Source organism: Methylobacterium sp. E-045, assembly GCF_022829685.1.
In the GTDB taxonomy this organism is placed as follows: Bacteria; Pseudomonadota; Alphaproteobacteria; order Rhizobiales; family Beijerinckiaceae; genus Methylobacterium.
Genome location: NZ_JAKSYE010000063.1, coordinates 31637 through 56941 on the forward strand (window position 1 = coordinate 31637; position 25305 = coordinate 56941).

The 25305-nt window shown below is 68.7% G+C and carries 25 protein-coding genes; 16 read left to right on the forward strand and 9 right to left on the reverse strand.

The features are described from left to right. Window positions 1-68 precede the first annotated feature (68 nt). The 7 genes from MKK51_RS07980 to MKK51_RS08010 all read left to right on the forward strand — a co-directional run bounded on the left by MKK51_RS07980 (window position 69) and on the right by MKK51_RS08010 (window position 6712). Complete coding sequence (locus MKK51_RS07980) at window positions 69-503, forward strand: hypothetical protein (protein WP_243976188.1); 435 nt, start codon at window positions 69-71, stop codon at window positions 501-503. 29 nt (window positions 504-532) lie between these two features. After that, window positions 533-775 (forward strand): hypothetical protein, encoded by a 243-nt coding sequence (locus MKK51_RS07985; RefSeq protein WP_243976189.1) that lies wholly within the window; start codon window positions 533-535, stop codon window positions 773-775. Further along, window positions 772-1527, forward strand: coding sequence for an ABC transporter ATP-binding protein (locus MKK51_RS07990; protein ID WP_243976190.1), 756 nt, complete (start codon window positions 772-774; stop codon window positions 1525-1527). Before MKK51_RS07985 ends, MKK51_RS07990 begins: the two co-directional genes overlap by 4 nt. Before the next feature lie 139 nt (window positions 1528-1666). Then, entirely contained in the window at window positions 1667-2560 is an 894-nt protein-coding gene (locus MKK51_RS07995) for an ABC transporter permease (protein WP_243976191.1), read from the forward strand. Beyond that, window positions 2557-3183: a hypothetical protein gene (locus MKK51_RS08000; RefSeq protein WP_243976192.1), complete on the forward strand. Its 627-nt coding sequence runs from the start codon at window positions 2557-2559 to the stop codon at window positions 3181-3183. The genes MKK51_RS07995 and MKK51_RS08000 overlap by 4 nt, the downstream gene beginning before the upstream one ends. Before the next feature lie 430 nt (window positions 3184-3613). Continuing rightward, entirely contained in the window at window positions 3614-6064 is a 2451-nt protein-coding gene (locus MKK51_RS08005; RefSeq protein ID WP_243976193.1) for a TonB-dependent receptor, read from the forward strand. A gap of 225 nt (window positions 6065-6289) precedes the next feature. Continuing rightward, window positions 6290-6712, forward strand: a complete 423-nt coding sequence (locus MKK51_RS08010; RefSeq protein ID WP_243976194.1) for a hypothetical protein — start codon at window positions 6290-6292, stop codon at window positions 6710-6712. Window positions 6713-6803: 91 nt separating this feature from the next. On the opposite strand, the gene MKK51_RS08015 is transcribed toward MKK51_RS08010, so the two are convergent. The 3 genes from MKK51_RS08015 to MKK51_RS08025 all read right to left on the reverse strand — a co-directional run bounded on the left by MKK51_RS08015 (window position 6804) and on the right by MKK51_RS08025 (window position 10579). Next, complete coding sequence (locus MKK51_RS08015) at window positions 6804-8348, reverse strand: undecaprenyl-phosphate glucose phosphotransferase (protein ID WP_243976196.1); 1545 nt, start codon at window positions 8346-8348, stop codon at window positions 6804-6806. 108 nt (window positions 8349-8456) lie between these two features. Further along, the gene (locus MKK51_RS08020; RefSeq protein WP_279601029.1) at window positions 8457-9722 is read right to left on the reverse strand and encodes a glycosyltransferase family 4 protein; all 1266 of its coding nucleotides are present in this window, start codon (window positions 9720-9722) and stop codon (window positions 8457-8459) included. Window positions 9723-10006: 284 nt separating this feature from the next. After that, on the reverse strand, window positions 10007-10579 hold the full coding sequence (locus MKK51_RS08025) for a polysaccharide biosynthesis/export family protein (protein WP_243976370.1): 573 nt from the start codon (window positions 10577-10579) through the stop codon (window positions 10007-10009). 182 nt (window positions 10580-10761) lie between these two features. Between MKK51_RS08025 and MKK51_RS08030 the strand changes: the two genes are divergently transcribed. After that, the gene (locus tag MKK51_RS08030) at window positions 10762-13011 is read left to right on the forward strand and encodes a GumC family protein (RefSeq protein WP_243976199.1); all 2250 of its coding nucleotides are present in this window, start codon (window positions 10762-10764) and stop codon (window positions 13009-13011) included. A 69-nt stretch (window positions 13012-13080) separates the two neighbouring features. Here MKK51_RS08030 and MKK51_RS08035 read toward each other — a convergent pair whose 3' ends face one another. Continuing rightward, window positions 13081-14346, reverse strand: coding sequence for a GNAT family N-acetyltransferase (locus MKK51_RS08035; protein ID WP_243976200.1), 1266 nt, complete (start codon window positions 14344-14346; stop codon window positions 13081-13083). A gap of 187 nt (window positions 14347-14533) precedes the next feature. Between MKK51_RS08035 and MKK51_RS08040 the strand changes: the two genes are divergently transcribed. Next, window positions 14534-15598, forward strand: a complete 1065-nt coding sequence (locus MKK51_RS08040) for a polysaccharide deacetylase family protein (RefSeq protein WP_243976201.1) — start codon at window positions 14534-14536, stop codon at window positions 15596-15598. A 30-nt stretch (window positions 15599-15628) separates the two neighbouring features. On the opposite strand, the gene MKK51_RS08045 is transcribed toward MKK51_RS08040, so the two are convergent. Next, the gene (locus tag MKK51_RS08045; RefSeq protein ID WP_243976372.1) at window positions 15629-16039 is read right to left on the reverse strand and encodes a hypothetical protein; all 411 of its coding nucleotides are present in this window, start codon (window positions 16037-16039) and stop codon (window positions 15629-15631) included. A gap of 103 nt (window positions 16040-16142) precedes the next feature. Continuing rightward, entirely contained in the window at window positions 16143-16361 is a 219-nt protein-coding gene (locus tag MKK51_RS08050) for a DUF2842 domain-containing protein (RefSeq protein ID WP_018043571.1), read from the reverse strand. Between the two features lie 242 nt (window positions 16362-16603). Between MKK51_RS08050 and MKK51_RS08055 the strand changes: the two genes are divergently transcribed. The 3 genes from MKK51_RS08055 (at window position 16604) to trhA (ending at window position 19040) form a co-directional block, all read left to right on the forward strand. Next, the gene (locus MKK51_RS08055; RefSeq protein WP_243976202.1) at window positions 16604-17731 is read left to right on the forward strand and encodes a COX15/CtaA family protein; all 1128 of its coding nucleotides are present in this window, start codon (window positions 16604-16606) and stop codon (window positions 17729-17731) included. Between the two features lie 303 nt (window positions 17732-18034). Next, window positions 18035-18223, forward strand: a complete 189-nt coding sequence (locus MKK51_RS08060) for a hypothetical protein (RefSeq protein ID WP_018043569.1) — start codon at window positions 18035-18037, stop codon at window positions 18221-18223. 136 nt (window positions 18224-18359) lie between these two features. Then, complete coding sequence (gene trhA, locus MKK51_RS08065; protein ID WP_243976203.1) at window positions 18360-19040, forward strand: PAQR family membrane homeostasis protein TrhA; 681 nt, start codon at window positions 18360-18362, stop codon at window positions 19038-19040. A gap of 74 nt (window positions 19041-19114) precedes the next feature. Here trhA and MKK51_RS08070 read toward each other — a convergent pair whose 3' ends face one another. Next, the gene (locus tag MKK51_RS08070; protein WP_409565649.1) at window positions 19115-19942 is read right to left on the reverse strand and encodes a GH25 family lysozyme; all 828 of its coding nucleotides are present in this window, start codon (window positions 19940-19942) and stop codon (window positions 19115-19117) included. 246 nt (window positions 19943-20188) lie between these two features. Between MKK51_RS08070 and MKK51_RS08075 the strand changes: the two genes are divergently transcribed. The 3 genes from MKK51_RS08075 to MKK51_RS08085 all read left to right on the forward strand — a co-directional run bounded on the left by MKK51_RS08075 (window position 20189) and on the right by MKK51_RS08085 (window position 22003). After that, window positions 20189-20632 carry a DUF488 family protein gene (locus MKK51_RS08075; protein ID WP_243976374.1) on the forward strand — a complete coding sequence of 148 codons (444 nt, stop codon included), beginning with the start codon at window positions 20189-20191 and terminating at the stop codon, window positions 20630-20632. Between the two features lie 127 nt (window positions 20633-20759). Then, the gene (locus MKK51_RS08080) at window positions 20760-21491 is read left to right on the forward strand and encodes a LuxR family transcriptional regulator (RefSeq protein WP_243976205.1); all 732 of its coding nucleotides are present in this window, start codon (window positions 20760-20762) and stop codon (window positions 21489-21491) included. After that, window positions 21491-22003: a VOC family protein gene (locus MKK51_RS08085; RefSeq protein ID WP_243976206.1), complete on the forward strand. Its 513-nt coding sequence runs from the start codon at window positions 21491-21493 to the stop codon at window positions 22001-22003. The genes MKK51_RS08080 and MKK51_RS08085 overlap by 1 nt, the downstream gene beginning before the upstream one ends. Window positions 22004-22018: 15 nt before the next feature. Here MKK51_RS08085 and MKK51_RS08090 read toward each other — a convergent pair whose 3' ends face one another. Both MKK51_RS08090 and MKK51_RS08095 read right to left on the reverse strand, forming a co-directional pair. Next, a complete protein-coding gene (locus MKK51_RS08090; protein ID WP_243976208.1) occupies window positions 22019-22960 on the reverse strand; it encodes a DMT family transporter in 942 nt (313 codons plus the stop codon). A 110-nt stretch (window positions 22961-23070) separates the two neighbouring features. Then, window positions 23071-24024: a DNA-3-methyladenine glycosylase family protein gene (locus MKK51_RS08095; RefSeq protein WP_243976210.1), complete on the reverse strand. Its 954-nt coding sequence runs from the start codon at window positions 24022-24024 to the stop codon at window positions 23071-23073. Window positions 24025-24240: 216 nt separating this feature from the next. Between MKK51_RS08095 and MKK51_RS08100 the strand changes: the two genes are divergently transcribed. Beyond that, window positions 24241-25305, forward strand: coding sequence for an efflux RND transporter periplasmic adaptor subunit (locus MKK51_RS08100; protein WP_409565643.1), 1065 nt, complete (start codon window positions 24241-24243; stop codon window positions 25303-25305).

Consider the following 25305-nt stretch of genomic DNA (forward strand, 5'->3'; position numbering starts at 1 on the left):
GGGAGGAGGGACGCGCGGATATGCCGAAGGACGGACCGCCTCAAGGCGGCCAAAGGGAGGACGACCACATGACGAGGACGATGCGGACGATAGCCCTCGCCCTGGCGGCCCTGCTCGCCACCGGGCCAGCCTCGGCCCTCGATCTCACCAAGAAGCGCTCCAACCTGCCCGATCTCGTCCTCGGCAACGAGGAGGGCAACGATTTCGTGGTGGAGAACCGGGAGATCGAACTCGAATCCGGCAAGGCCTACCGCCTGCGCATCGTCGCCAAGGGTCGGCAGGAATATAAGTTCTACGCCACCGAGTTCTTCCGCAACATCTGGTTCAACCAGATCGTGATCCAGCATCTCGAGATCCACGGCAGCGGCCCGCCGGACCACCTGGAATTCGACGATCCGGGCGAGATCGCCCTCGAATTCGTCACGATCAAGCCGGGCGAATATCCCTGGTCGGTCCATGGACTCGAGTCCAAGGGCATGACCGGCAAGTTCATCGTCAAGTGAGCCGTCTCGCAACAGAGCAGGGCCTCCGCATGCGTCTCCTCCTCCCCACCGTCGCCCTCCTCCTCGCCGCTGGCCCGGCGCTCGCCGACGACAAGACTGCCTGTGCCGAGGGCATCGCCATGATCAAGGACGCCATCGCCAAGGGGCCGTCCGAGGCGGCGGCGCCGAAGCTGAAGAAGGCCCTGCGCGTGGCCGAGCGCGAGCAGGGCGAGGGTGAGTTCGACGAATGCCTCGACGCGGTCGGCGACGCCAAGCGGGCGATGAAGCCGTGAGCGACGCCCCGGGCGCCAGCGCGGCCCTCGACGTGGCGGGCGTGAGCCACCGCTTCGGCGCGCGCGCGGCCCTGTCCGACGTCTCGATCCGGGTGGAGCGGGGCCGCTTCATGGCCCTGCTCGGCCCCAACGGCGCGGGCAAGACCACCCTGTTCTCGGTGATCACCCGGCTCTACGCCAGCCAGGACGGGCGGGTCTCGATCTTCGGCCATGGCCTCGACCGCGAGCCGTCCCGGGCCCTCGCCCGCCTCGGCGTGGTGTTCCAGGCCCGGACCCTCGACACCGACCTCACCGTCGAACAGAACCTCCTCTACCATGCCAGCCTGCACGGCATCGGCCGAAAGGCCGCGAAAGCCCGCATCGCGGTGCTGCTCGCCCGGGTGGGCCTGAGCGACCGGCGCGACGACAAGGTGCGAACCCTCTCCGGCGGACAGTCGCGGCGGATCGAGATCGCCCGCTCCCTGGTGCACGAGCCCAAGCTCCTGCTGCTCGACGAGCCCACCGTCGGCCTCGATCTCGAATCGCGGGCCGACATCGTCGCCATCGTCCGCGCCCTGGTGCGGGAGGAGGGGCTGTCGGTCCTGTGGGCGACCCACATCTTCGAGGAGATCGACGGGGCCGACGACGCGGTCGTCCTTCACAAGGGCCGCATCGTCGCGCGTGGAACTGCGAACTCCATCGCGCAGGGCGACGAGTCCCTGGAGGCCGCGTTCCGGCGCCTCGTCGCCGAACCGCCGAGGCAGGCCGCATGAGGATGCGGTCCGGACTCAAGCCGGCGATTGTCGAACGCCGCGCTGCTTCCCTCCCCCCTCTCCCGCCCGCTCCGCAGGCACCCTCCCCCGCAGAGGGGGGAGGGTTGTTCGCGATCAGGTCAAACGAGCGGTTATCCTCATGACGAAGACTGTCGCCACCACGCCCTCGACGGCTGCGGCCTCCATTGAAAAACCCGTGCCCCATCTCGGCCGCCTCGACGCGATCGGTTACCTGATCTGCCTCGGCGGCATCGTGCGTCGCGAGTTGCTGCGCTTCTTCAACCAGAAGGAGCGGTTCTTCTCGGCCCTGGTGCGGCCGCTGGTCTGGCTGTTCATCTTCGCGGCGGGCTTTCGCAACACGCTCGGGGTCTCGATCGAGCCGCCCTACCAGACCTATGTCCTCTACGAGGTCTACGTGGTGCCGGGGCTGGCCGTGATGATCCAGCTGTTCAACGGCATGCAATCCTCGCTCTCCATGGTCTACGACCGCGAGGTCGGCTCGATGAAGGTGCTGCTCACGAGCCCCTATCCGCGCTGGCTGCTGCTGCTGGCCAAGCTGATCGCCGGCGTCACCGTCTCTGTGGTGCAGGCCTATGCCTTCCTCGCCATCGCCTGGTTCTGGGACCTCGACATCCCGGCCATCGGCTACGTCGCGGCGCTGCCGGCCTTCATCGCCTCGGGGCTGATGCTCGGCGCCATCGGCCTGCTCCTGTCCTCGATGGTCAAGCAGCTGGAAAATTTCGCCAGCGTGATGAACTTCGTGATCTTCCCGATGTTCTTCGCCTCATCGGCCCTCTACCCGCTCTGGCGCATCCGCGAGTCGAGCGAGACGCTCTACATGATCTGCATGGCCAACCCGTTCAGCCATGCCGTCCAGCTCGTGCGCTTCGCCCTCTACGGGCAGTTCGAGCCGATCGCCTGCGCCGTCGTCGTGGGCACCACCATCGCCTTCTTCACCCTCGCCGTCATCGCCTACGATCCCGGTCGCGGCATCATGGCCCGGCGCGGCGGACCGGCCGGAGACACTGCATGATTTTTTCCCGGACACTCCTCCTGGCCATGACGGCCGGCAGCCTCACCTGCGGGCCGGCCCTGGCCCAGCCCAAGGCGGACCCGGACTGGCCCTGTGTCCAGCGCAAGGTCTCGACCTTGAGCCCCGGCACGGTCTGGACGGGCCCCGATCTGGAGGCCGCCGGCCCGTGGGGCGACGATTACGAGGCGGCCTCGCTCGCCCAGAAGATCGCCTCGCGCCGGACCGAGCTCGGCGAGGTGGATCCCCTCCTCGACGAGTTCGTCGCCAAGGCCGGTGACGAGAAGGCCAAGCGCCTGACCCGCGTCTTCGCCGGCGTGTTCGAGGTGGTGAACAACGAGCGCAACCGGGTGATCGGGGGTATCACGCGCTACGCGCAGGGGCAGCGGCGGATGGCGGAGCGCATCCGCCAGGAAGCCGATCAGATCAGTTCGGTGAAGGACGGCCCCAGCGCCAACGATGCCCGCGAGATGCCCAAGGAGGCCTCGGAGCTCGAGACCAAGTTCGCCTGGGATCGCCGCATCTTCCAGGAACGCAGCCAGTCGCTGAGCTACGTCTGCGAAGTGCCCACCCTCCTGGAGCAGCGTCTCGGCGAGGTCGCCCGCAAGATCCAGGCGCGTCTCTGAGCCGACGTCTCCATCAGGCTTTCGCAAGCGACGTGTCGTCTACAGGCCCGCCGGACCCTCCGGCGGGCCTTTTACTTGCCGTGGATACTCGCCTCGGACGCTGAGGACCGGACGCGGTTGATTCGCGTTACCTTCGTGAAGGTCCGCCACGTCCGAAGCGGCTCATCCCATCCCCATTTTGCGGAAAACATTCCGGCAGCGTCGATTGCCTAATTATCCCGTCATCAGTTCCTATTGATCCCGAAGCCCTTGTATTATCTGGCAAATCGTGTTGCCCGGAGACCACGCGAGGACGCCATCTCTGGGGTGTCCTTATTAGAATCGTCGAATCCCCCCGCGACCGGATTGTCCAAGCCGGATACGCCCCGCAACATTCAGTGACGAGCCGGGACAAACCGGCCATGCCATTTGAATCGAAGGGTCTCGGGACATGAAGAAGCGGACGCTGCGGAGCAGCCTCCTCGTGTCGGTAGCGCTGCTGCCGGGCGTCGCCTATGCGCAGACGACGGTCGTCGGCGGCCAGCAGGCCGTGACGCTGCAGGAACTCGACGTGGTCGCCACCACGCCGACGCCCACCCTGCGCAACGCCCAGGGCGTCCTGCTCGGCCAGGACCGTGACAAGCTCCCCCAGAACACCAGCGTCCTGACCTCGGCGGACGTGAACCGGGTCGGCACCCCGAGCGTGCTCCGGGCCCTCGACGAGCGGATCGGCTCGATCAGCATCAACAACGCGCAGGGCAATCCCTTCCAGCCGACCATCACCTATCGCGGCTTCGAGGCCTCGCCCCTGGGCGGAAGCCCCCAGGGCGTGGCCGTCTACGTCAACGGCAACCGCTTCAATACCTCCTTCGGCGACACCGTGCAGTGGGACCTCATCCCCGACATCGCCGTCGACCGCATCGAGCTCGAAGGCTCGAACCCGGCCTACGGCCTCAACGCGCTGGGCGGCGCGCTCAGCGTCCAGCTCAAGAACGGCTTCACCTATCAGGGCACCGAGCTGAATCTCTCGGGCGGTTCGTTCGGGCGCTTCGGCGGCTCGTTCCAGCACGGGCAGCGCTCGGACAATGTCGGCCTCTACGTCGCCGGCACGGCCCTCTCCGAGAACGGATGGCGCAGCCATTCGCCCTCGCGCCTGCGCCAGTTCTACGGCGATCTCGGCGTGCAGGCGGAGAAGGGTGAGTTCCACCTCAACTTCATGGGCGCGGTCAACAGCCTGACCGGCAACGGAACCCTGCCGGTCGATCTGCTGGACTTCAAGCGCAGCGAGGTCTTCACCTATCCCGACAAGACGCTGAACGCGTTCGGCCGCATCGGGCTCTCCGGCACCTACGACATCACCCCCACCGTGACGATCCAGGGCAACGCCTATTACGGCCGGTTCGAGCAGAACACCGCCAACGGCGACGCCGCCGAGGTGGAGCGTTGCGAGGAGAACGAGCGGTTCCTCTGCTCGGAAGGCGCCAACGAGGAGCAGTTCTTCCTGCGCGACCGGTTGAACCGTCGCGTCCAGGCGAGCAGCGTCAGAACGGCGAACTTCGCCCGGCTTCCGGCCTTCGCGGATCGGTTCGACGAGGGCGGTCCCTATGCCTTCCTCAACTCGACCCGGACCAACACCGAGAATTTCGGCGTCTCGGTCCAGACCAACGTGCGCGAGACGCTGTTCGGGCTGCCGAACCGCTTCGTGCTGGGCGGCTCCTACGACGGCGGCCGCACGGCCTTCACCGCCGACAACGCGGTGGGCGGCCTGACCTTCGACCGCGGCTTCTTCGGCCCCGGCATCGTCGTGCGCAGCGACGACAACTCGATCACGCCGGTGAGCGTGAAATCGAGCAACGATTACGGCGGCATCTACCTGCAGAACAACACCGATCTGACCGACCGCCTGACCCTGACGCTGCAGGGCCGGTTCAACATGGCCAAGATCGTGCTGGAGGATCAGCTCGGCACGGCGCTGAACGGCAACCACTATTTCCAGCGGTTCAATCCGGGCGTCGGCGCGACCTACAAGATCGTGCCCGACTTCCTCACCGCCTATGGCGGCTATGTCGAGGCGAACCGCGCACCGACCCCGGCCGAGCTCTCCTGCGCCGATCCGCTGGCGCCCTGCTCGCTCACCAACTTCTTCGTCGGCGATCCGCCGCTGAAGCAGGTCATTTCCCGCACGGTGGAGGCGGGTTTCCGTGGCAAGCTGCCCTCGCCGATCGAACTCGGGGTGCTCAGCTGGAAGGCCGGCGTGTTCCGGGCCCGCAACGAGGATGACATCACCTTCGTGCCCTCCGACATCACCATCGGCCGGGCCTATTTCCAGAATGTCGGCTCCACCCGCCGCCAGGGCGTCGAGGCGAGCCTCGCCATCACCACACCGGTCTGGAACGCCTTCATCGACTACGCCTTCGTCGACGCGACCTTCCAGTCGCCGCTCACCCTGGCCTCCGGCGGCAATCCGTTCGCCAGCCCGAACCCGGCCCAGCCCGACAACAGCGAGGCCAACCAGATCTTCGTGAGACGCGGCGACAAGCTCCCGGGCGTCGCACCGCATCAGGTCAAGGTCGGCGTGCAATACAACGTCACGCCGGAATGGCGCGTGGGCATCCTCGGCCGTGTCGCCACCGGCAAGTACCTCGTGGGCGACGAGTCGAACCTCAACAAGACCACCGGCAATTACGCGGTCATCGGGTTCAACACGAGCTACCGGGTGAGCGAGCATTTCGAGGTCTACGGCTACGTCGAGAACGCGCTGAACGCGAAATACGCGACCTTCGGCACCTTCTCGCCGGTCGGCGAGGTTCCGATCCTGGCCCTGCCCAATGCCAGCTCCAACCGGAGCCTGGCCCCCGGCGCGCCGATCGCGGCCTATGGCGGAATGCGCATCTTCTGGTAGCCGCCCCGTGATGCCAGACCTCGGTGAGTCCGACTCATCGGGGTCTGGCCGTGCGACCGCGCGGCGGCGGTCGTCCGTCGGACCTCACCGACCCTGACCGATGGGTCGGGGCCGGTGAGACCTGGTAGCAGGGGATGATCCGCCCCGGGTTCCACGATGTCGCAGCAACATGCCGGGCGATTCGAGCGTTGGCGTGCCATGTTCGACATCACCGGAAAGCATCGCATGATCAAGGCCCTCAGCGAGACCAGGACGTCCTCGGCCAAGGCGCATTCGCCGACCACGGCCTCGCCCCTGATCCGCGTCCTCGTGCCCGCCCTCGTCTTCACCGCCATTGCCGGTCCGGCCTTCGCCTCGGCCTGCTCCGACCAGATCGCCACGATCGAGCGGCGCCTCAACAGCTCCGGCGCCGTGTCGGTCACCGGCACCGCCTCGGCCGACGGCAAGGTCGCATCCAATCCGTCGATGGGGCTCGACGCGCCCCCCGGGGGCAAGCCGACCGATCCCTCGACCAGCCCCAATGCCAAGAGTGTCGACCACGCCCGTCACCTGATCGAGCAGGCCCGCAAGCAGGAAGCGGCCGGGGATGCCAAGGGCTGCGAGGACACGATGACCGAGGCCAAGAAGGCTGCGGGCTCCCTGCCGTAACGGGACCATCCCGACGCACCGGCTTTCGGTGCCGGAACGAAGAAAGGCCGCCCGTCGCCATGCGAGGGGCGGCCTTTCTCATGGTCGGGCCTCAATAGGCGTTCTTGGTGGTGACGAGGGAGAGCGGGGTCGCCAGCATGATCTGCACGTCGAACAGGATCGACCAGTTCTCGATATAGTAGAGGTCGTGGTCGACGCGGCGCTGGATCTTCTCGTCCGTGTCGGTCTCGCCGCGCCAGCCGTTGATCTGGGCCCAGCCGGTGATGCCGGGCTTGACCTTGTGGCGGGCGAAATACCCGTCGACCACCTGATCGTAGAGGGTGGTGCTGGTCTTGGCCTGAACGGCATGTGGGCGCGGTCCGACCAGGGACAGTTCCCCCTTCAGGACGTTGAACAGCTGCGGAAGCTCGTCCAGCGACGTCCTGCGGATGAACCGGCCGAGGGGGGTGACGCGGGGATCGCCGCGGGTGACCTGCTTGGAGGCCGTGAAATCGGACTGGTCCGCATACATCGACCGGAACTTGTAGACCTCGATCGTCTCGTTGTTGAAGCCGAGACGCTTCTGCCGGAACAGGATCGGACCGGGTGAGGTCAGGCGGACGGCGATGGCCAGGCCGAGCATGACCGGGGCCAGCACGATCAGCATGGCCGTGCCGACGACGCGGTCGAAGATCGCCTTGGCGACGATGTCCCAATCGGCCATCGGCTTGTCGAACACGTCGAGGACGGGAACGGAGCCGAGATAGGAATAGGCCCTCGGGCGCAGCTTGAGCTTCGTCGCCTTGGCGGAGAGGCGGATGTCGATGGGCAGCACCCAGAGCTTGGCCAGCATCTGGAGCAGGCGATCCTCGGCCGCGATCGGCAGCGTGAAGACCACGAGGTCGAGGCGGGTGGAGCGCGCGTAATCCACGAGATCGCTCACCGTCCCGAGCTTCGGGTAGCCGGCCACCACCGAGGAGGACCGGTTGTCCCCGCGATCGTCGAACACGCCGACGATGCGGATGCCCGATTCGGATTCCGTTTCCAGCGCGCGGATCAGCTCTTCCGCCAATGGCCCGCCCCCGACGATGGCCGTGCGTCGGTCGAACTGTCCCCGCAGCATGCGGGCGGTGACGAATCGGATTAGGACGAGGCGTTCGGCGAGGAGCAGGGCCAGCCCGAGGGCGTAGAACAGCGCGAGCCAGATGCGGGAATAATGGTCGGCGACCTTGGCGAAGACCATGACCGTGGCCACGACGAGGAAGGTCAGCGACCAGGCCGCCGTGAGGCGCAGAGCGGGTTTGAAGAAGGTCCGAAAGGAGGCAATCCGGTAACTGCCGAAGATCTGGAACAACGCCACCGCGAGCCCGGCCACGGACAGGATCGCCGTGGGATAGCTCCATCCCAGTGCGACGACGCCGCGGAGCTGCCCGAAGTGGGTGGCAAACCCGAGGATGACGATGAGCGCCAGATCCGCCAGCCGCACGCTGCCCGACAGCACGACGGGAGACAGCACACCGCCATGGTCGCGGGGCGCCCCGACCTCGGCGGGAGGAAGCGTGGATTCGGCGGGGCCGTTCTGGGCCGCATCGACCGCGTTCGGCTGGCCGGGATGTCCCGCCGCCTTCAGAAGGTCGCGAACGTCGAAGGCACTCATCGTCTGCTTTCGTTCGAACTTTTCGTCGGTGAGAGGGAGACGATGCCAAGTCGGCACCACGGAACGTTTAACGACGGCCCGGCCGCCAAAAGCATGGCAAAGAATAAGTTAGCGTGACTTCGGCAGTTCCTTCATCGGCGGCAGCGCTGTTGCTACGGTAAACGTTCCGCGAAACCGCAGGGCGGCAGCGTAGCCGGATAGCACATCCGCCCCCATCCGTTTCATCGAGAACCGCGTCCGCACGGATTCGCTGAGCGCGTGGGATCGAGCGAGGCCCCGGGCGGGGTCTTCGCCGAGCAGGCGGACGATCGCGTCCTTGAGGGCGACGGGGTCGTTGGGTCCGACGAGATCGTCCGCCGTCTCTCCGAAGATCTCAGGGATGCCGCCCACATTGGTCGAGACGAGGGGCTGGCGTGCCGCTGCGGCCTCCAGCACCACGTAGGGCAGGGATTCGGCGAGGGACGGGACCACCATGATCCGTCCCTTCGCCAATGCGGAACGGATCGGCTGGGGCGGCTCGAACGCCACGCAACCGGACAGGCCGAGCCGCCGTGCCCGCTCCGCCAAGGAGGCGGCCTCCGGGCCCGAGCCCACCATGAGGAGGCGGCAGGGATGCCCCTCGGCCCGGAGCGCCGCCAGGGCGTCGAGCAGGACGGTGATCCCCTTGGCTTCGCGCAGCTCGCCCACATAGACGAGGTCGTAAGCGTCCGCCCGGTGCGTCACCGGCGCGAACTCCGCCTCGTCGATGCCGTTATGGACGATCCGCACGGTGCGGGGCCTGCCCCCCACGAAGCGCCGGTGCCGGCCGGCCACGTATTCGCTCTCGAACAGGAACACGTCGGTGCGCCTCGAGAGCAGGCGCTCGACCCCCATGTAGAGCCGGTGGCGCAGGGTACCGGGCTTGTAATTGTAGCTGCCGCCATGCGGCGTGTAGGCCCGGATCGGCGAGGGCGAACCCCTGGGCAGGCGGGCGATGCGGGCATAGGCCCCCCCCTTGGCGCCGTGGCCGTGCAGGATCGTGGCGCCGACCTCCCGCGCCCGTTCGGCGACCGCCCGCACCGCGGCGAGGTCCGATCCGTGCGGGTTGCGCCGCATGGGGAGCCGGACGACGCCGAGTGCGAGGTGGGGCAGGAGCTCGTCCAGGGCCCGCGCCGCGTGTTCGCCGCCCGTGGACGCATCGCAGACGATGCCGATCTCGTGGCCGGCGGCGGCCTGGATCCTGATGAGGTCGCAGACGTGGCGGAACAGCCCGCCCACCGGCGCCCGGAAGACGTGAAGGATGCGGTAGACGCTCCCGCCCTCGCCGGGGGAGGGGCGTATGGACGGGATGGAGGCGGACGCACTCACGACGGACAAGCTCCACGCGACGACCATTCGAACCGGGCGACGGTACGACTTTAGCGGAGACTGGTCTCCAGAGATGGTGCGACCGTTAAGGACCGTGCGCCGCGCGGTTGTTTCCGGCGGGCGGGAGATCGAAAACCTTTCGTTCGGTTAGGCGGGCCCTAACGCACGACGATGACGACAGCCCCTCCGGCGGCAAGGCAACGGACACTCCGTTGCCTGGACATCGTCCGACCGGGCTTGGAACGACGAAGGCCCGGATCAGGCGGATCCGGGCCGACATCAATCGACGACGTGGTGACGGCGAGACGTCCTCAGAAGAAGCGTTCCTTGATGACGATCGTGTCGCCGGGCCTCACCAGGTAGGTCATCGGGACGATGCCCGAGACGAGGCCGTTCGGTCCCTCGCGGGTGAGGACGGCGTAGTCGCGGGCCGCCCGCGGCCCGAAGCCCGCCGCGATCGCCACCGCCGTCTCGACGGCCATGCCGTTCACGTAAGGGTACTGCCCCGAGGTCGTGACCTCGCCGAGGATGTAGAACGGCCGATAGGCGTCCACCTCCACGGTCACATGCGGCTCGCGCACGAAGCCCGCCGCCAGCTTGGCCTCGATGGTCCGGGCGGCCTGGGCCGTCGATTGCCCTCCCACCTTCACGAGCCCAATGAGCGGCATGGCGATGCCGCCCGCCCCGTCGATGGCATAGATGTTGGAGAGGTTGTCCTGGCCGAAGACGATGACGCGCAGCCGGTCGCCGGTGGCGAGCGTATAGCGTCCGCCGATCGATCCGGTGGCGGTGGCGTCGAGCTGCGCGGTCCTGAAATCGGGACGCAGGCATCCGCCCAGTGCCAGAGTTGAGGTGAGAGCGAGGAGCAGGGAGCGCCGGTTCATCATCCAAGCCGCTAAGAGCAAGTTTCTGCCTCTATTGGTAGGTTCATATGGTTAACAAAAACTGATGCTCCGCCAGGAATGCGCTGCGTTGAAGTCGATCTTAACCGACGATCAATCTTAACGAGTTCTACTCTTCCGTGAGGCGTCCGATGCGCCGTCCTGCCTTGCGTAAAGATCGTCTCATGCCCCGCTCGCAGCAGACCGTTTCCTCGATCGAACCGATCCCGCAGCGGGACGAAGGGCTCGGCCTGTCCCAGCTGTTCGGGGTGCTGGCGCGGTCCTGGCGCTGGATCGTCCTTCCCACCCTGGCGGCGGGGATCGGGGCCGTCGTCTTCGTGCAGGTCGTTCCGCCCCGCTACACCGGCGAGGCCAAGATCCTGCTGGAGAGCCGCGACGCGAGCTTCGCCCGCACCGCCCAGGAGCGTGGCGAACAGCCCCTGGCCATCGACGAACAGGCGGTGGCGAGCCAGGTCCAGGTGGTGATGTCCCGGGACATCGCGAGGGAGGCGATCCGCCGCCTGAAGCTCGTGGGCAATGCCGAGTTCGATCCCGATGTCGACGGCATCGGTCCGGTCCAGCGCGTCCTGATGATGATCGGCCTCGGCAGGAACCCGATGGAGCGGGCGCCCGAGGACCGGGTGCTCGAGACCTATTTCGACCGGCTCCTGGTCTACCCCGCCGGCAAGTCCCGCATCCTGACGGTCGAGTTCCGCTCGCGCGATCCGGACCTCGCGGCCAAGGCCGCCAACACCATCGCGGAACTCTACATCGCCTCCCTGGAAACGGCGAAGGTGGACACCGCCCGCTACGCGTCGACCTGGCTCGGCGGCAACATCGACACCCTGCGCACCCGCGTGTCCGAGGCCGAGGCCAAGGTGGAGGCCTTCCGCGCCCGCAACGGCCTGATCAGCGGCGGCGGCGGCACCACCAGCCAGCCTCTGGGCACCCAGCAGCTCAGCGAATTGTCGACCCAGCTGTCCCAGGCCCGCACGGTCAAGGCCGATCTCGCGAGCCGGGCCAAACTCATCCGCGCGATGATCAAGGACGGCCGCGCCTTCGAAATCCCGGATGTCGCCAACAACGAGGTCATCCGGCGCACGGTGGAGCAGCGCATCACCCTGCGCGGGCAGCTCGCGCTCGAGTCGCGGACGCTGATGCCGGCCCACCCCCGCATCAAGGAATTGACGGCACAGATCAGCGACCTCGACGCGCAGATCAAGGCCACCGCCGACCGGGTGGTGCGGACGATGGAGAACGACGCCCGTATCGCCGAGGCCCGGGTCGAGAGCCTGAGCGCCGCCGTCGACGCGCAGCGCGAGGTCGTCTCGAAGGGCAATTCCAGCGAGGTCCAGCTCCGCGCCCTCGAGCGCGAGGCCAAGGCCCAGCGCGACCAGCTCGAATCCTACCTCTCGCGCTATCGCGAGGCTTCGGCCCGCGATGCCGAGAGCGCGGCCCCCGCCGATGCCCGCGTGGTCTCCCGCGCCGTGGTGCCCCAGATCCCGTCCTTCCCGAAGAAGCTGCCCATCGTGGCGCTCGCCCTCGTGATGGCGATGCTCCTGTCTAGCGGCGGGGTGGCGGCGCGCCATCTCCTCCGCGATCCCGACGAGACCCGCCGCCGCCGGAGCGATGAACCGAACGATCGGGCCCCCGAGCCCGCCCCCTTCGCCTTCCCGGAAGCGTCCGCGGCCCTGTCGCGCACCGGGACCGCCGCCGCCCTCTACGAGGCGCCGTTGATCGCCCGCGTCGTCGTCCCTCTCGTCGCCGCGGCTCCCGTCGCCGCCGCAGAGGCGGACGAGGAAGCGGGCCGGACGGCCATCCCCGCCTACGATCTCCAGGCCCTCACCCGCCGCCTGCGCGAGCGCATCGGCCGCAATGGCGGAAGCCTTCTCGTGGCGGAGACCGATCCGGACGCCGACCGGCAGCTCGCCGGGATCCTGGCGGAGGCCTTGGCCGCGGGCGGGCGCGTCCTCCTCGTGGACGTCAACGGCCCGGCCTCACCCTCGGACGATGCCGGCCTCACCGACCTGGTGGCGGGCGAGGCGGCGTTCCTCGACGTGATCCGGTCGGTGCCCTCGGTGCGCAGGCTCCACGCCATTCCGCGCGGTTTCGTCGAGTGCGACATCCTCACGGACGAGCCGGAGGCCCTGGCCATCGCCCTCGATGCCCTGGCGCAGAGCTACGACTGGGTCGTCTATCGCTTGGGCGACGCCCAGTCCGAAGGGGCGCGCGACCTGCTGACGGCCATGGCGGGCCGGATGAGCGCCATCGTCATCGCCTCCGACAAGTCGCCCGAGGATCCCGAACTCGCCGCGCTCTACGGCCTTGTCGACCGGGAGGGGGCCGGCCCGATCGTCGTTGCCGGAGAGCGGACCGCAAACGAGCGCGCCGATGCGGGAAAGCCGGGGACCGGCACCAGGCTGTCGGCGGCCTGAGCGCGGGGGTCGGCTCGTCCGGCCTCACCTCCACCGGGACGCGGGCGGCCTCCGGCTCGACCCGTTGCTTCAGGTCTGCGCCTCTCCGGCAGGCCGGCCATGGCGGGCCGAGCGTCGGATCGCCTTCTGGACCGTCTTCGCCCAGCGCGCCAGTCGCTCGCTCCGCTTGATCCGGCGCTTGAGGCGGGTGGCGGCCATGGCCGGAACGGCGAAGAGATGGCCGCGCAGGGTGACGGCGATGGTCACCTCGCCGAGCTGGATCGTCTCGTCGCAGATATTCGCCTTGTAGCGGGCCTCCCCGACGCCGAGATCGAAGCTGCGGCGGCCGCGTTCGGCCTGATCGCGGATGAGGTGCTGCAGCAGGATGTCGCCGGGGCTCGACCGTCCGACGACGGGATCCTGGTCGAAGGAAGTCATCATGCCGCTGTAGCGCGCGTCGCTGACCGCACCGGCGAAGGTCGCGAAGACGCGCCCGTCGTTGCATGCCACCAGGGCGGAGACCTCGATCGCGGCGCCCCGGACCTCGTTCGGATCGTCCTGCCGGCAGGCGCCGGTGGCGATGAAGCGGCGGATTCCCTCGTCGGCATAGGGATTGGCGATGCCCATGGCGGCGAAGCGTGAGGCCTTCTGTGTGAAGAAGGCGGAGAGGTAGGTCCTCACCTCTTCGGCATTCGCGGCCACGCGATACTCCACGGGGCCGAAGGCCTCGATCAGCTTCCTTTCCTTCGAGCGCATCTTCTTGCGCGCATCGGCGCTGAAGACGCGCCTGGCGGTGGTTTCGGGGTCGGGGCCGAGGATCAGGCCGTAGGCGTCGCTCACCGCCGGGGCGGCGTGGAGGCTCAACGGATTGGCGGCGCCGTCCCAGAAGCGCGGCTGATGTCCGAGCAGATAGACGTCGATCCCGGCCTCGTGTCCGACGCGGCGCAGCAGGCCGACGAGATCCTCCGCGCGCATGGCCGCCGCCTCGCGGGAGGCGAACATCGGCATGTGGTAGTTCGCGTGCTTGCAGCCGATCACCCGCGCCACGCGGACGCCGCGCTCGCGCGCCACTTGCAGCGGCAGGATCACGCGGGGGCGTCCGCCGGGATCGCGCAGCACGATGACCCGCAGGGAGGCGTCCTGCTCCGACGGGGTGCAGCCGAGCTTGGCCGAGACGAAGGCCGAGACCCAGTCGAATCTCTGATAGGGGGTCGACAGGGCGGCGGGGTCGCTCTCCATGCTGCGCCACAGAGCCTCGACGCTCGCCAGATCGCGAAACACCTCCGGAACCAGTTGCCCTCGGACGCGCTCCTGAATCATGCCCGCTCCGGTGAGATCGTGAACAAGAACCGCCATCACCGCTCCCTGGCACGGCTCCGCGAGCGCGGTGCACGAGCATCCATCGTCGAATACCTATCCCTCCGGCTTCTTAAGCGCCGGTGACGATGGGAAACGGCAGGGCATCATCTCGCGATGTGGGTAACGAAACCTTGCGGGTTGGTGGCCGAATGTCCGTCCGTTCCGCTTCTCTCAGGGGACGCCCATGCCCGCGCCCGAGTTCCGTCACCGCCTGTTCGATGCGGGCTTTCGCGCCATCGCCGCCTCGGGGGCCGACCGTTGGCTGAAGCGAGTCGCGCAAGGGCGCGGCCTGATCCTGACCTTCCACCACGTCGACCCGGCCCCCGCGAGGGCCTATGCCCCCAACGGCATTCTCTCGATCTCGCCCGACTTCCTCGACGCGGTGCTGGTCACGCTGGACGCGAAGGGGTTCGACGTGATCGGCCTCGATTCCGTGCCAGAGCGGCTCGCCCGGCCCGGCGGGGACAGGCCCTTCGCCGTCCTGACCTTCGACGACGGCTATCGCGACAACGCCCGATACGCCGCTCCCATTCTGACGCGGCATCGCGTTCCCTGGACCCTGTTCGTCGCGAGCGACTTCGCCGAGGGGCGGGGCCGCCTGTGGTGGATCGAACTCGAACGCGCGATCGCTCGTCTCGACCGGGTGAGGGTGGTCCGGGACGAGGCCCCGCCCCTCGATCTGCCCGCCGCCACGGCCGAGGAGAAGATGGCGGCCTTCGCCGCGCTCTACCGGCACCTGCGCGCCGGATCGGAGGAGCGCCTGCTCGCCGTCATCGCCGATCTCTGCGGCGAGGCCGGCATCGGAATCGGGCGGGTGGCGGAGGAGCTCTGCCTGTCCTGGGGAGAGTTGCGCGATCTGGCGGCCGATCCCGCCCTGGCGATCGGAGCCCATACCATCGGCCATCCGATGCTGGCGAAACACGCGGAGGAGCGGGTCCGCCATGAGATCGGGGAGGGCAGGGCGCGGATCGCGCGGGAGATCGGACGGCCGGTCCGGCACCTGTCCTATCCGGTGGGCGATCCGACCTCGGCCGGGAGGCGGGAATTCGGAATCGCCCGCGAGGCCGGGTTCGACACGGCCGTGACGACCCGCCCCGGCCATCTCTTCCCCGGCCATGCCGGCCACCTCCATGCCCTGCCGCGGGTCTCGGTGAATGGGCTGCATCAATCGAAGGCGGCGCTATCCGCGCTGCTATCGGGCGTTCCGTTCCTCGCCTGGAATCGCGGGCGGCGGCTCGATGTCGAGTAAGTCCGGTCGAGCGAGCCCGCCTCGGGCTGGCTAATGCCGGCGGCGACGGCGGTAGGACGAGCGGCCCTCGCTGCCACCGACGGTGAAGCTGGCGCTCTGGCGGCCGTGGCGGGTGTAGCGCCCGCGCCTGCCGCGCTGGCCCCTGCCGGCCTCCTGCGCGGGCTCGTCGGCCACGGGCAGGGAGTCGGTGCTCACCGGCGGCACGGCGGCGAGCGCCGTCGCCACGGAGGAGGACGATCCCCCGTCGCTGCCCCCGCCTCCGACATTCCTCGCGGCCGGCCCGAACATCGCGAGGCACTGGTTGTAGGCGAGGTCGTTCTTAAGGCGTTCGCATTCCGCCATCGAGCGGGGCGCATTCTGCGCCGAGGCCTGGGTGGCGAGAACCGGGAGAGCGGCGCAGCCGAAGCCTACGAGCAGGAAGGACGCGAGGAATCGGTTCATGAAGCGGCGGATCTCGGCCTGGGTCTGACGGAACATCGAAGCGTGCCCAAGCCTGTGACGGCCGAGTGCGGCGAAATCCCGGCGTCGGGTGAAATCCCGGTTCTCAGCTCCCGCCGTCGACGTCCTTTCGCTCCATCCAGCGGATCAGCGGCATCAGCGGAAAAATCCAGGCGATGCCGAGGAAGGCGTAGAGGATCGCCTGCACGGCGGGGGGCGTCTGGGAGATGCGGCTGTCGGCCAAAGCCATGGCCAGGGGGGCGTAGAGCGCCACGAAGGCGAGCATGCCGATCGTGCCGAGGAGCGTGCGGGTGCGGCGGCGCATGGGCGCTCTCCTGGTATGGGTCCTGTCCCCGGCGGCAGGTCCGGCAGGGATGTCCGTCGACTGCCCCGCAGTCGGTCCGCCGGGGTTAGGCCGGCCGCCTCGGCAAGGCAATCGCCGCTCGTGCCGCATCCGGCCCCTCTGCGGCCCTGGGCGACGTTGCCCCGGTGGCTCCGCATGCGTAACGCAGGGCTAGGCACGAGAATCCCGTGCCGATCCCGACACCACGCGAGCCCCCCACCGCGATGCCTTCACGCGACACCACCCCGACCGCGCCGGTCCGTTCGACGAATCCGGTGCGCATCTGGCTCTACACGCTGGCCATCCTCGTCGTGGCCATGGTCGCCGTCGGCGGTGCCACCCGCCTGACCGGATCGGGATTGTCGATCACCGAATGGCGGCCGGTGACGGGCGTGGTCCCGCCGGTCTCCGAACAGGCCTGGGCCGCCGAGTTCGACAAGTACAAGGACACGCCGCAATACCGCATCCTCAACCAGGGCATGGGGTTGTCGGACTTCAAGGTCATCTATGCCTGGGAATGGGGCCACCGCCTGCTCGGGCGCCTCCTCGGACTCGCCTTCTTCGGACCGCTCCTGGTGTTCTGGTGGCGCGGCCTCGTCGACCGGCGCCTCGGATACGGGCTCCTGGCGCTGGGCGTCCTCGGCGGTCTTCAAGGGGCCATCGGCTGGATCATGGTCGCGTCCGGCCTCCAGCCGGGCATGACGGCGGTGGCGCCCCTCAAGCTCGCCCTCCACCTCACCACGGCGAGCCTGATCCTGGCCGGGCTCGTCTGGCTGGCGGCCGGGCTGCGTTCCGGCCCGTCCGAGCCGGCGCCGGGGCGCCTGCGGATCACGGCCGGACTGCTGCCGATCCTCGTCCTGTTCCAGATCGGTCTCGGCGGACTCGTCGCCGGATCGAAGGCCGGGCTCGTGCACAATACCTGGCCCGACATGGACGGCGTCCTCGTGCCGGGGGCGTCCGAGCTGTTCGCGGTGCGCCCGTGGATCGAGAACTTCGTCGACAACGTCACCCTGGTGCAGTTCAACCACCGCCTGATGGCCTATCTCCTGCTCGCGGCAGCGTTGTTCCACGCCGTCGACGCGAGCAGGCGCCTTCCCGCCAGCGGCACGGCCCGCCGTGCCGTAGGCATCGCGGGCCTGACCCTGGCGCAGGCGGGACTGGGCATCGTGACCCTCCTGCTGGCGGTGCCGCTCTGGGCGGGCCTCGCCCATCAGGTCTTCGCGATGGCGGTCCTGATGATGGCGACCGTGCATGCCCGACTCAGCCGGGGGACGGCCCGGCGCCCCCTGCCGTCGCCCGCCGGTGCATCGGCCGCCTTCGGCTTCGAAGGCATGACGGGACGACGCGCCTGATCCCTTCCGGGATACGTCATCGGCGAGGAGGTCCGAGGGGGGCATGTCCCGCCCCGGATCGGGATTTTCTCGGCGCGCGGGCTGCTGCATCGCACAGACCGTGTCGTGGCGACGCGGGATAGAGAATGCGGCTTGGCCGGATGCTTGCACCCTGCCGGTCGACATCGGAAAGCGTGCCCCTCGGCCATATTTTGTTGCGTCGCAGCGAAACCAAGCTCGGGGCTGTTCCGTTAGCCGATGTGTCGATGGCGCCGCGAGAGCGGCGTCCGGCAGTGTCACGCCACAACCGAAAGGCCGTCCAGCATGCACGACCAACGCCTCGTGTCGGAAGAGCAGGTACTCGTTGAGCGCGACCAGACGGCACGCGAAGGCGCCGACACGGACGGGACCCGCCATGCGCGGACCCGGAAGGTCGTCGTCGGTCTCACGGGACTTCTCGGAGCGGCCTGGGCCGTCGTCCTCGCAAGCCGCTTCACCACGTTCTCCTTCTGAGGATCGCCCCGACGGGAGAATGCGCAGGAATTCCGTAGGCGGCGGTTCACGATCCTCGCCGCCTACGCAGTGCGAACAAGGAACGAGTCCGGGCCTTGGGCGCTTAAGCTTGGGTGAGGATAGTTCGGAGTCAGCGATGTTTCTGGCTGAGGACGGTAGACCCATCGGACTGAGCTGGAACTACACGCGCAAGGAATTGATGGCGGATGCCGCCATCCATGTCGCCGGCATCGTCTTCGGGGTCGCTGGCGCCATCGCCATCGTCATCCTCGCGGCGATGGCGCCGCTGGATTGGACGGAACGCGCGGGAGTGGCGGTCTATGCCGCCGCCCTGGTCTCGATGCTCGGTGTCTCGGCCACCTACAACATGTGGCCGGTCGGCCGGCGGAAGTGGATCCTGCGCCGGGCCGACCACGCCATCATCTACCTCATGATCGCGGGCACCTACACACCCCTCGTTGCCCTGGTCGGGCGCGGATCGACGGCCTCGATCCTGCTGGCCTTCATCTGGGTCCTGGCGGGAATCGGCATCGCCCTGAAGCTTTTCCTGCCCGGCCGTTTCGACCGGGCCGCCATCGGTCTCTACCTGCTCCTCGGATGGAGCGGCGTCGCTACCTATGAATCCGTAATTGGCGCGCTGAAGCCGGACGCTTTCTGGTTTCTGGCCATCGGCGGTGTGCTGTACTCCCTCGGGATCGTCTTCCACGTCTGGCGCAGCCTGCCGTACCAGAACGCCATCTGGCACGCCTTCGTCCTCGCCGCGACGGCCTGCCATTACGGCACCGTCCTCACCAGCGTCATCGATACGGGCCTCTGAGCAGGTTCCGCGTCAGCAAGCCAACGCTTCACCCCGCTTAGCTCCCTGATGTGTCGCAGGTCTCGGGATCCCGTTCACTTCTCGCTGCACAGCCCCTGTCCGGCGAGCCGGACATGGTCGCGGGGGTCGCAATCCGTGGACAGGAACGAGGCCCATTCCGCCGTCGAGCCGTAGAATGCGTTGCGGTCGACGTCGCCGCGCACGCCCGGAACCCGGCCCGTGGACGTGAACTGCCACAGCATCCACTTGCGCTTGGCGTAGCGTTGCTCGGGCTCGGCCGCCGTGGAGCGGACCCAGTGCGGGTAGTCGGGCAGCTCGTCCTCGAGAACGTCCTTGTGGAAGGTGATGTCGGTATAGATGATCGGACGCTTGCCGGTGTAGCGCTCCATCTCGTCGAGCATGTAGCGCATCATCGCCAGCGCCTGGGCCTTCGGCAGCTTCTTGGGGCAGAGCTGCGAATGGCCGTTCCATTCCACGTCGAGGACGGGGGGCAGGGCGGTCGGATCGTTGGGCACGTTCTTCTTGAACCACTCCATCTGGTCCTGGGCCGAACGGCACCAGAACACGAAGTGGTAGGCCCCGCGGGGCACGCCGGCCTTGGCGGCGCCGTCCCAATTGGCGCGGAACCGCTCGTCCACGTGGTCGCCGCCCTCCGTCGCCTTGATGAAGGCGAACTGCGTGCCGGCCCCGCGCACCGAGGCCCAATCGATCGGGCCCTGCCATTTCGAGATGTCGATGCCCTGGATCGGGTGCTGCTTGGCGCGCGCGACCCCCGGATGGGGCTTCACGTCGCCCTTGGTGGGGTAGAAGTCGCTGTGGTTTCCGGCGCAGGCCGCGAGGCTCGCGAGCAGGGCGGCGGTCAGAGAGCGTTTGGCCCAGCGCAGCGCGACGCCGCGTGGCATCCCGGCCAGGATTGTCGGGGCGATCCCGTTCTTAAGCGACATCGATGCCCGGCCCACCGTTCTCACGCGCTAAACTCATGGCTAAGGGATGACCCCCGCGCGGTTAACAGAGCTTTGACGGTAATGCGGCGGAATTCCGGAAGCCGTTGCGTGCGAGCCACATAGGGTGCATTCCGGCGCTTTGGCCGCAGGCCGGAACCCGATGCTAAGTCACGAGCCGGTCTGGCGTTTCGAGGGGAGGGGAGACTGGACAAGGTTTTGTTCACCATCGGCTACGAAGGGCTCGATTCCGAGCGTTTCGTGACGACCCTGACGGATGCCGGCGTCGCGACCCTGGCCGACGTTCGCGCGGTGGCGAATTCGCGCAAGCGCGGCTTCTCGAAGAACGCCCTCAGGACGAGCCTGGAGGAAGCGGGTCTCGCCTACGCGCATGTGCGGGAACTCGGCACGCCGAAGGCCGGGCGGGAGGCCGCCCGGGCCCATGATGCGGCGCTGATGCGTCGGATCTACTGCGAGGAGGTGCTCGATACCGCCGATGGTGGCCTCGCCCTCGACGCCCTGTGCGAGCTCGCCGCGCGGGCGCCCACCTGTCTTCTCTGCTTCGAGCGCGATCCGGAACGGTGCCATCGCCGCGTGCTGGCCGAGCGGCTGGAAGCGACCGGTTTCAGGACCGTGGACCTGTTCGGCTGATGCCTCCCCGGAGACTCATGCGCGCAAAATCGCTCTTCCCCGGGGGAATGCGTTGACAATCTAGAGTTAGGTCGCTCACATGCCCATGATCATGAAAGCGTGATCGGACTTTCCTGGCAGTACGCGTGTGACGCGCAAATCCCTCGATCAGACCCTCGGCTTCCTCCGCTCCCTCGACCGGACGGCCAGCGGCGAGGACGTGGCCCGGCTTCTGATGGCGGAACTGGCGGATCTCGGCGTCGCCCACATCATGGCGGCCACCGTGCCGGCCCGTGGCGCGCCCGTCCGACAGCAGCGCGGCCACGTTCTCCTCAACACCTTCCCGATGGAATGGGGCCGGCGCTACCTGACGCGCGGCTATGCCTTCCACGACCCCACGGTGCAGCGTCTCGGCCACTCCACCTTGCCCTTCGCCTGGAGCGACGCCACCGATGAGCATGCCGACGATCCGTTGGCGCGCAGGGTCATGGACGAGGCGGCGGATTTCGGTCTGCGCGACGGCCTGACCATTCCGTTGATGACCCTCGACGGCGAGACCGCCGGGTTCAGTGTTTCGGGCGAGCGTCTCGCCATCGATCCCGCGGACAGGGGCATGCTCCAGCTGGCCGCCACCTACGCGTTCGGCCACCTGCTGCTGTTGAACGGCCAGAGCCCGGCGGCCACGGCGCGCCTCGCCCCGCGCGAGCGCGAGGCGCTGCAATGGGCGGCCGAAGGCAAGACCGATTGGGAGATCGGCGAGGTCATGGGCATCTCGACCCACGGCGTCGATTTCCACCTCCGCTCGGCCCGGGCCAAGCTCGGTACCGCCAACCGCACCCAGGCCGTCGCCATCGCCCTGCGGCGGGGGCTCATCATCTGATGGGATCAGGGCCGATCTCGCGGGAGGGGTCGACGACGCCGAAGGTCAGCACCTGCCTGTGGTTGGATCAGGACATCGAGGCGGCCGTCGGCCTCTACGTCTCCCTCGTCCCCGATTCGCGGATCGACTACGTCCAGCGCGCGCCGGGGCCCTGGCCGGGCGGTAAGGCGGGCGACGCGCTTCTGGTGGCGTTCACCCTCTGCGGACAGGGCTTTCAGGCCCTGAACGGAGGCGGCCAGGCCGACTACGGAATGGCCGCCTCCATCTCGGTGGCCTGCGCCGACCAGGAGGAGGTCGACCGGTTATGGGCGGCGCTCATCGCGGATGGAGGGGCCGAGATTATGTGCGGCTGGCTCCGGGACAGGTGGGGCGTGCCCTGGCAGATCGTGCCCACGATCCTCCCCCGGTTGCTGGCCGACCCCGATCCGGCCGTGGCGCGCCGCGTCTTCTCCGCCATGCAGGACATGATCAAGCTCGACATCGCCGCGCTCGAACGCGCGGCCGCCGGCTGAACCGGCCGTCCCGTTTCAGCCGCCGCCCGGGCGTGCGCGGCGGCCGAAGCGCTCGGCGATGACGATGCCACCGAGCACGAGGGCCAAAGCCGCGGCCTGGTACCATTGGAAGGGCTCGCCGACGACGAGGATGGCGAGGCCCGAGCCGAAGATCGGCACGAGGTTCACGAACACCCCCGCCCGGTTCGGGCCGATCAGTTCGACGCCCCGCATGAACGAGAGCTGGGCGATGAGGGACGGTCCGAGGGCCACGAAGGCGACGATGGCCCAGCCCTGCGGCGTCGGCCAGATCAGGCGTCCGGCGGCCTGTTCCAGGGCGAGGGCGGGCAGGGAGGTCACGAGGGCCGCCAGCGCCATCGCCGAGAAGAAGGTCAGGCCGGACATTTTCGGCCGGTCGGCGAGGGCGACGGTGTAGCCGGCATAGAGGAGGCAGGCGCCGAGCATCAGCATGTCGCCGACATTGAAGGACAGCGTCGACAGGATGTGCCAGTCGCCGTGGGTCGCCGCGACGCCCGCGCCGCCCAGGGTGATGACGACGCCGAGGATCTGCGCCCCGGTGACGGCGACGCGGTGCACGACGTAGTTCAGCAGGATGACGAGGACCGGGATCGCCCCCTGGAACAGGGCGACGTTCACGCCGGTGGTGTAGATGCCGGCGGCATAGAACAGGCTCGCATAAGCGGTGTAGCCGCAGGCTCCCATCAGCAGGACGTAGCGCCAATGCCGCGCGATGAGGTGGCGCTCGGCCACGATCCCGCGCCAGGCCGGCCAGGCCAGGGCGAGGCAGGCGAAGGCCCAGCGCAGGCAGGTGAGCACCTGGGGCGAGACCTCGCCCACGGCCCATTTGCCGGCGACCACGTTGCCACCCCAGAGCAGGGTCGTGAACAGGAGGAGCGGGTAGGCGGCGACCGCGCGGGTCTCGACGGCCGGGCCGGGGGAGGCGGACGGAGAGGTCATGATCCCTTCGGGGGCTTTGCTCGGAGATGGTTCTTCACTTGCAGGCGCCGCCGCCCCTTCTGTCCCGCCCATGACGGGCTGATCAAGCCCGCCGGAAGCAGGGCTGCACCTCACGGACCCGATCCGGAGGCGGGCCGGGGAGGGCGGCGCTTCGTGGTGGGCTTGGCGGCGGGCGGGGCGGCGGCGATCCGCGCCGCGTCGCTCGTCCAGAGATGCACGGCGGCGTAGGCCCGCCACGGGCGCCAAGCCTCGGACCGCATCAGCAGGTGCGCCGGCGTCGGACGGCCCGACCCGGTATCGAGGGACCGGAGCAGGGCGAGGTCGGCCGCCGGCAGCGCGTCCGGTTCGCGCAAGGTTCGCAGGGCGATGTACTGCGCCGTCCACTCCCCGATGCCGCTCAGGGCCTTGAGGGCGGCCACCGCCGGGTCGAGGCCGCGCCCCCTGGCGAACAGATCGGGGTTCCTGCGCACCTCTGCGGCCAGCGCGCCAATCGCCCGGCCGCGTGCGCCCGGCATGCCGAGCGCCGCGGCCACGTCGACGTCAAGCAACCGCTCCGGTGTCGGAAACAGATGGGTCAGGCCCGCCCTCGCAGGGATCGGTTGCAGCGTATCGCCGAAGGCGGAGACCAGGCGGCCGGCGAGGCGGGTCGCCGCATGCACCGAGACCTGTTGGCCGAGGATGGCGCGCACCGCGATCTCGAACCCGTCCCAGGCGCCGGGAACCCGCAGGCCCGGCCGTTCGGCCACGAGGGGGGCGAGATGCGAGTCGCGCGAGAGCACGGCCGCAATGACGGCCGGGTCGGCATCGCAATCGAACATCGGCCTCAGACGGGCGAGAACCTGTGGCAGGACCGCGGGATCGGGATGATCGACCCTGGCGACGAGGGCGTCGCCCTGCCCCGGCGCCACCGCGATCGTGCCGGGGCGGCCGCCGAGGAAGACGGTCCGGGCATAGCCGTCCGCCGTCACCACCTCGACGCCGGGAATGGTCCGGCCGCCGAAATAGGCCAGGATCGCGGGCCAGTCGTAGGGCGGCCTGTAGGGCAGGGGGATGATGTGGGTCACGACGCTCTCCGGCCACCCCACCATCCCATGGCCGCGAGGATGGCGAAACCGCGAGACGGCGCGCGGGCCTGAACGACGCCGGTGGCGGAGAGGGAGCAAGAGGGAGGTCGGACGGGATAATCCGGCATCGCCCGTATCGGGGTGCGGGCCGACGCTGTATCCGTTCACGGGGTGCGACGCGGCGCATCGATCGCGAGGCCGGGGAGGGCGGTTCTGGTGTCGTGGGTGCGTGCTCTCCTTTTCGCGGGACTCGTGGCCGGCCTCGCCGCCTTCGCGGTGAGCGAAGCCGGCAGGGCCCTCATCGCCGATCTGCGCGAGCGGATCGCGCCTGCGCCCGCCGCACATCGTCACCTCCCCGCCCAGCGCACCGCCATCGAGGACGGGCGCACGGTGGTCCGGCTGAAGGCGGAGGAGCGCGAACGTCTCGGCATTGCCACGCAGGTGCGGCCCTCCGCCCCCCACCGCGAGGAACTCCAGGCCTATGGCAGCGTCCTCGACGTCGCCAGGGTCACCGACCTCACCAATTCCTATGCCAGCGCCAAGGCGCAGCTCCAGACCGCCCAGGCCCGCGTCGAGGTCTCGCGCAACGCGTTCCAGCGCGCCAAGAATCTCGGTCCCTACGCCACCACGGTTCAGGTCGAGACCACCGAAGGCACGTTCCAGACCGATCAGGCCTCCCTGGCGGCGGCGGAATCCCAGGTCCGCACCCTGTCCGCCACCGCGCAGCAGGAATGGGGGCCGGTGATCGGCCGGGCCATCGTCGAGCGCTCGCCCGCCATCACCCGCCTGATCGAGCGCGTCGATTTCCTGGTCCAGGTGACCCTGCCGCCGGGCGAGAGCATCAAAGGCCAGCCCGCCGCCGCCTTCGCCGAAGTGCCGCCGCAGAGCGCGCGGATCGCGCTGCGCTACGTCTCGCCGGCGACCCGCACCGACCAGCGCATCCAGGGCCTCAGCTTCTTCTACACCGTGCCCGGTGACAGCGGCTTCCTGCCCGGCATGAGCATGCTCGCTTTCCTCGCTTCGGACCGGACCGTCACCGGCATCAGCGTACCCGAGGACGCGGTGGTGCATTGGCAGGGGGGGACCTGGATCTACCGTGCCGTGGCGCCCGACGCCTTCGCCCGCCACGCGCTCAAGGCCGACCCGCCGATGTCGGCGGATGCCTATGTGGTGGAGGACCTGCCCGGCGACACCGAGATCGTGCTCACCGGAGCCCAGGCACTCCTGTCCGAGGAGATGAAGAGCCTGCTCTCCGTCTCCGGCGGCGTGGACGACGATTGA

What these genes read in the sequence shown, in the direction of transcription:
- MKK51_RS07980 (WP_243976188.1), top strand. Translation starts at nt 69, where the DNA reads ATGACGAGGACGATGCGGACGATAGCCCTCGCCCTGGCGGCCCTGCTC.
- MKK51_RS07985 (WP_243976189.1), top strand. Translation starts at nt 533, where the DNA reads ATGCGTCTCCTCCTCCCCACCGTCGCCCTCCTCCTCGCCGCTGGCCCG.
- MKK51_RS07995 (WP_243976191.1), top strand. Translation starts at nt 1,667, where the DNA reads ATGACGAAGACTGTCGCCACCACGCCCTCGACGGCTGCGGCCTCCATT.
- MKK51_RS08000 (WP_243976192.1), top strand. Translation starts at nt 2,557, where the DNA reads ATGATTTTTTCCCGGACACTCCTCCTGGCCATGACGGCCGGCAGCCTC.
- MKK51_RS08005 (WP_243976193.1), top strand. Translation starts at nt 3,614, where the DNA reads ATGAAGAAGCGGACGCTGCGGAGCAGCCTCCTCGTGTCGGTAGCGCTG.
- MKK51_RS08010 (WP_243976194.1), top strand. Translation starts at nt 6,290, where the DNA reads ATGATCAAGGCCCTCAGCGAGACCAGGACGTCCTCGGCCAAGGCGCAT.
- MKK51_RS08015 (WP_243976196.1), bottom strand. Translation starts at nt 8,348, where the DNA reads ATGAGTGCCTTCGACGTTCGCGACCTTCTGAAGGCGGCGGGACATCCC.
- MKK51_RS08020 (WP_279601029.1), bottom strand. Translation starts at nt 9,722, where the DNA reads ATGGTCGTCGCGTGGAGCTTGTCCGTCGTGAGTGCGTCCGCCTCCATC.
- MKK51_RS08025 (WP_243976370.1), bottom strand. Translation starts at nt 10,579, where the DNA reads ATGAACCGGCGCTCCCTGCTCCTCGCTCTCACCTCAACTCTGGCACTG.
- MKK51_RS08030 (WP_243976199.1), top strand. Translation starts at nt 10,762, where the DNA reads ATGCCCCGCTCGCAGCAGACCGTTTCCTCGATCGAACCGATCCCGCAG.
- MKK51_RS08035 (WP_243976200.1), bottom strand. Translation starts at nt 14,346, where the DNA reads ATGGCGGTTCTTGTTCACGATCTCACCGGAGCGGGCATGATTCAGGAG.
- MKK51_RS08040 (WP_243976201.1), top strand. Translation starts at nt 14,534, where the DNA reads ATGCCCGCGCCCGAGTTCCGTCACCGCCTGTTCGATGCGGGCTTTCGC.
- MKK51_RS08045 (WP_243976372.1), bottom strand. Translation starts at nt 16,039, where the DNA reads ATGAACCGATTCCTCGCGTCCTTCCTGCTCGTAGGCTTCGGCTGCGCC.
- MKK51_RS08050 (WP_018043571.1), bottom strand. Translation starts at nt 16,361, where the DNA reads ATGCGCCGCCGCACCCGCACGCTCCTCGGCACGATCGGCATGCTCGCC.
- MKK51_RS08055 (WP_243976202.1), top strand. Translation starts at nt 16,604, where the DNA reads ATGCCTTCACGCGACACCACCCCGACCGCGCCGGTCCGTTCGACGAAT.
- MKK51_RS08060 (WP_018043569.1), top strand. Translation starts at nt 18,035, where the DNA reads ATGCACGACCAACGCCTCGTGTCGGAAGAGCAGGTACTCGTTGAGCGC.
- trhA (WP_243976203.1), top strand. Translation starts at nt 18,360, where the DNA reads ATGTTTCTGGCTGAGGACGGTAGACCCATCGGACTGAGCTGGAACTAC.
- MKK51_RS08070 (WP_409565649.1), bottom strand. Translation starts at nt 19,942, where the DNA reads ATGCCACGCGGCGTCGCGCTGCGCTGGGCCAAACGCTCTCTGACCGCC.
- MKK51_RS08085 (WP_243976206.1), top strand. Translation starts at nt 21,491, where the DNA reads ATGGGATCAGGGCCGATCTCGCGGGAGGGGTCGACGACGCCGAAGGTC.
- MKK51_RS08090 (WP_243976208.1), bottom strand. Translation starts at nt 22,960, where the DNA reads ATGACCTCTCCGTCCGCCTCCCCCGGCCCGGCCGTCGAGACCCGCGCG.